2 protein-coding genes and 1 pseudogene are annotated in these 4,128 nt (G+C 73.0%); 2 read left to right on the top strand and 1 reads right to left on the bottom strand.

All coding sequences use genetic code 11. The annotated features are described in order from the left end of the window. Together G9H71_RS21280 and G9H71_RS21285 are read left to right on the top strand one after the other, a co-directional pair. Nucleotides 1-505: pseudogene (locus G9H71_RS21280) on the top strand (dehydrogenase); the annotation flags it as partial. Between the two features lie 28 nt (nucleotides 506-533). Beyond that, complete coding sequence (locus G9H71_RS21285; protein WP_166284776.1) at nucleotides 534-791, top strand: DUF6343 family protein; 258 nt, start codon at nucleotides 534-536, stop codon at nucleotides 789-791. Between the two features lie 18 nt (nucleotides 792-809). On the opposite strand, the gene G9H71_RS21290 is transcribed toward G9H71_RS21285, so the two are convergent. After that, nucleotides 810-3,593 (bottom strand): TIR domain-containing protein, encoded by a 2,784-nt coding sequence (locus tag G9H71_RS21290; protein ID WP_166284777.1) that lies wholly within the window; start codon nucleotides 3,591-3,593, stop codon nucleotides 810-812. Nucleotides 3,594-4,128 lie beyond the last annotated feature (535 nt).

Here is a 4,128-nt window from a genome sequence, read left to right on the forward strand (position 1 = left end):
GGCGCGCACGGCCGGGGAAGCCGTGCTGCACCACCCCGGCGACGTCGCCGGCGACGGCTTCCTCGCCACGCTTGCCGAGTCCCTGGTCGTCTCCGGCATGGCGATGGTCGTCGCTGGCACCAGCCAGCCCTGCAGCGGCGCCTGCCACGAGGTCTCCCACGCGATCGACCTGCTGCTGCCGGAGCGGGCGGGCCTGCACGGCGAGCAGGTCGGCCTCGGGGCCGCCCTCGCCAGCTGGCTGCGCGGGGACCTCGAGGAGTTCGCCGCCATCACGGCCGCGCTCGTCCGCCACGGGCTGCCCGTCCTTCCCGCGCAGCTCGGGCTCGACGACGAGGAGTTCGTCCGCGTCCTCGCCTACGCCCCCATGACCCGCCCCGGGCGCTACACCGTCCTGGAGCACCTCGCGCTCGGGGAGCGGGAGCTGCGGGCCGCGGTCGCCGACTACTGCTCGGCCGCGGCGGCGTACGTTCTGCTTGTGGAGCCGGAGCTGGGCGTCGCGGCGTAGGCCCGGGCTGCGAGGGCATCAGCCAGCCATGACCCGCCGCGAACGTGTAGGAGACGAGCCCGCCACCGCGCGCACGGCGCTCGGTCTGCGGGCCGCGCTCGCGGCCTTCGGGCTCGTGCTGTGCGGCGGGTTCGCTGTCGCGACGTTCGTCTCTGCGTCGGGCCGCGACGACCCCGGCGGGCTCTGGGCGTTCTTCGGCGTGCTCGTCGTGCTGGCCCTGGTGGCGCTCGTGGACCTGGTCGTGCTCGTACGCCGCATCGCCGACGAGCAGCGCCCACTGGCCTGACGCGGGCGCTACCGCCGATCAGCAGGGGTGCTCGGGCACCGCGGCGTCGAGCGCATCCCACTCCTGCTGCAAGGACGGCCCGCGCAGCGACCGGCACAGCCGTTCGACGGCGACGCGAGCGTCCAGGGAGTAGACGTGCGCGGTGCTGTCGTCGCTCGTGGTCACGAGAGTCCTCGAGTCGGGGCTGATCGCGAGCCCGTTCGTCATGAGTCCGTGCGCTGTGATCGTCGCGCTCACCGTGCGGCTGTCCGCGTCCCACAGCCGGACGAGCCCGTCCTCGCCGCCGATGGCGATCGTGCGGCCGTCCGGGCTGTAGTGGATGCCCCGCGGGTAGCTGGAGCCGCTCTGGCGGCGATGCTCGACCGTGCGGCTGGCCGGGTCCCACCACTGAACCAGTCCGCTGGCGTGCCCGGCCACCAGCGTCCGCCCGTCCGGCGAGAACGCGAGCCCCGTCGTCGGCAGTTCGTCACCCGAGCCCGGAGGGGCGGGCAGCCCGGGGAGCGGCTCCAGGCTCTCGTCGTCCCAGAGGAGCACTCGGCCGTCGGACAGGCCGGCGGCGAAGGCTCCGCCCCGTGCCGAGTGGACGACCAGCATGGCCGAGGTGTCTGCCCCCGAGCCTGCGGCCTCGTCCGTGGGCTCCCACAGGACCGTCCAGCGGCCGTGCTCGACGTCGAGCACGGCCACCTGGTCGTGCTCGGAGCTGAGGCTGCGCAGGTCGTTGCGGTCGATCAGCGGGCCCCGCGTGACCAGGAGCCTCGTCCCCGTGGAGTCGAACGACAGCGACTGCGCCTGGCAGGTTGCGCGGAGCGGGCACCGGCCGAACTCGTAGCTGTGCAGCGCGCGTCCAGTCCGGGCGTCCCAGATGCGCACCGTGTTGTCGGTCCAGGTCGAGGCCACACGGCGGCCGTCGGGGCTGAAGACGACGCCGCTGGCCATCGCACGCCGCGGGTGCACGAGAAGATGTAGCGGCTTCAGCGTGCCGGCGTCAGAGATGCGCACCGTGCCGTCGTCCGAGGCCGTTGCCAGCAGGGACCCGTCCCCGCTGTAGGCGGCACCGTTGATCCTCGCGCCCGCGTCGAAGGCACTGACCCCCCGCTCCCAGCGGGTGATGGTCCCCAGCTCGTCAGAGGCGTAGACGGAGCGCCCGTCGCGGCTCACGGCGACCGACCAGAGCCCCGTCGTCGGTCCGATGTGGTTGGCGTTGCGCTCGCCGTCGTCCACGTCCCACACGTGGACGAACTCCAGTGCTCCGCCGGCCAGGACCTGCTTCCCGTTGCCCGAGAAGGCGACCGTGTAGAGCGTGTCGTCCCCTGCGAGGAGCTGCCGCTCGAAGGCGAGCGCGGGCACGTTCCACAGGCGCACGGACGCGTCGCGTGACGCGCTCGCGAGGAGGGCACCGTCGGGAGAGAAGGCGAGGTCGCTCACCGCCGCGAGGTGGCCGCTGAAGGCCTTGAGCAGGCGTCCGCTCCGCGCGTCCCAGAGCCGGACGCCGTTGTCGCCGTCGGTGTTGCTGCCGGTGGCGATCCGTCGTCCGTCAGGGCTGAAGGCGATCGTGGAGATGAAGCCTGTGTGGCCCGCCAGCCGACGCACCTCTCGGCCGGACTGCAGGTCCCACAGGTGCACCTGCTTGTCGGCGAGGGCGTACGCGAGCAGGCCGTCGGGGCTGAAGGCGACGGTCGAGACGCTGCCGGGGGACAGCCCGGTCCGCAGCGTGCGGGTGCGGACGTCCCAGATCTTGATCGTCTGCTCGTCGCCCGTCCGGCCGAGCTTGCCGGACGCCAGCGTGCTGCCGTCGGGGCTGAACGCAACGGCCAGAACGGCCGAGTCGTGTCCCTCGAGCTTGGCGACCTGCGTCCGGCTCGCGGTGTCCCACAGCCGAACCGTGGAGTCGTCCCCACCGCTGGCGAGCAGGCGCCCGTCCGGGCTGACGTCCAGCGTGCGCACACGGCCCGCATGTCCGACGAACGTGCCGTCGTAGTTCTGACGCTGGGCCGTCAGCAGCTGCCCGCGGGCCTCCACGGTGTGCATCGACTGCCAGGCAGCCAGCGACTGCAGCTGCGACAGGCGCGGGTTCACCGTCGCCGAGGCGGCCGCCTGCACGGCGAGCTGGCGGGACAGGGCGACGCGCGCCTGCTGGCGCGCGGACTCGCGCTGGTCCAGCGCGACGACGGCGCCACCGACCGAGAGGAGCGTGAGCGCGACCAGGGACGCGACGGCGGTCAGAGCCAGCCGCCGCGCCCGGCGGTGAAGCCGCACGTCCTCGCCGATCAGCTCGTCCTTGGGGCGGCCGTGCAACGCCGCGGCCACCTCGGCGACGGCGGAACGGAACCGCGGATGCCGCAGCGACAGGTCGTCGGCGGTCCTGGCCCAACGCAGGTCGACGTAGAGCGGCTCCTCGCCGAACATGCCTTTGCACTGCGGGGGCAGCGCCGTCGTGCGGGTCCAGTCGAAGTCGCCCGTCACCGGGTCCCACTGCAGCTCGCCCTCGGTGAGCACGATGAGGCAGTTCTCCGACCGCTTGTTCGCGCGCCAGAACTCCACTTCCCTGCCGACCCATCGCGACGCTGCGGCGTCGGGAGAGGCGAGCAGGACGAAGAAGGCCGAGCTGGCAAGCGCCGCCTCCAGGCTCGTCCACAGCCCGGCGTTCGCGCGCATGCTCGCGCTGTCGCAGAACACGCGGAGCGCCCGCAGGGCGTGCCAGGGCTTGGCGAAGGCCTGCAGACCGTGTCGGAGCGCCGGCGCGAGACGACCGTCCCCGGCATGGCTGTAGGAGATGAACGCCGAATAGTCGATCGTCTGCAAAGCGCGCTGGCTCCTGCGCCGAGGGCGAGGGACACCTGTGACACGGTCAGGCTCCCCGGACGGGTCACCCCGTCGCTGCGACATGGACGTGCGTGACAGGCCTGGCCGTTCGCTCATGTCCCCTCCTCGGCCGCCACCTTCGCGTGCGCGCGGAGCAACCATCCCGGCCTGTGCCGTATTGGGGGGAACTGTGCGGTCCGTCCGCACGCGCCTCAGGCCGCGGGGGCGCGGTGATATGCGGTGCGGAGGAGCGCACTCGCCCGTCCGCCGCTCCCTGCGGCAGCGCGACGTTGAGCAGCATCCCGCGGGCCGAGCAACGCGCAGCGCCACGATGAGCAATCGATGCTCAGGCGCCGGGTGGCCGGGACGACGAGCCTTGGGCACAGCGGGCGACACGGAGTCGCCCCTCTGACCGAGGAGAAACGCAATGTCCAGCACCCTGCTCTCGCCCGTCCGCTCCAAGCTCGCCCGTCGCGGTGCGGCCGTCGCGCTTGCCGCGACCACCGCTGCCGGTCTCGGCATGGCGGGCGCCGGT

The organism is Motilibacter deserti, from assembly GCF_011250635.1.
Lineage (GTDB): Bacteria > Actinomycetota > Actinomycetes > Motilibacterales > Motilibacteraceae > Motilibacter_A > Motilibacter_A deserti.

Coding starts and splice junctions, on each gene's coding strand:
- G9H71_RS21285 (WP_166284776.1), top strand. CDS start 534: ATGACCCGCCGCGAACGTGTAGGAGACGAGCCCGCCACCGCGCGCACG.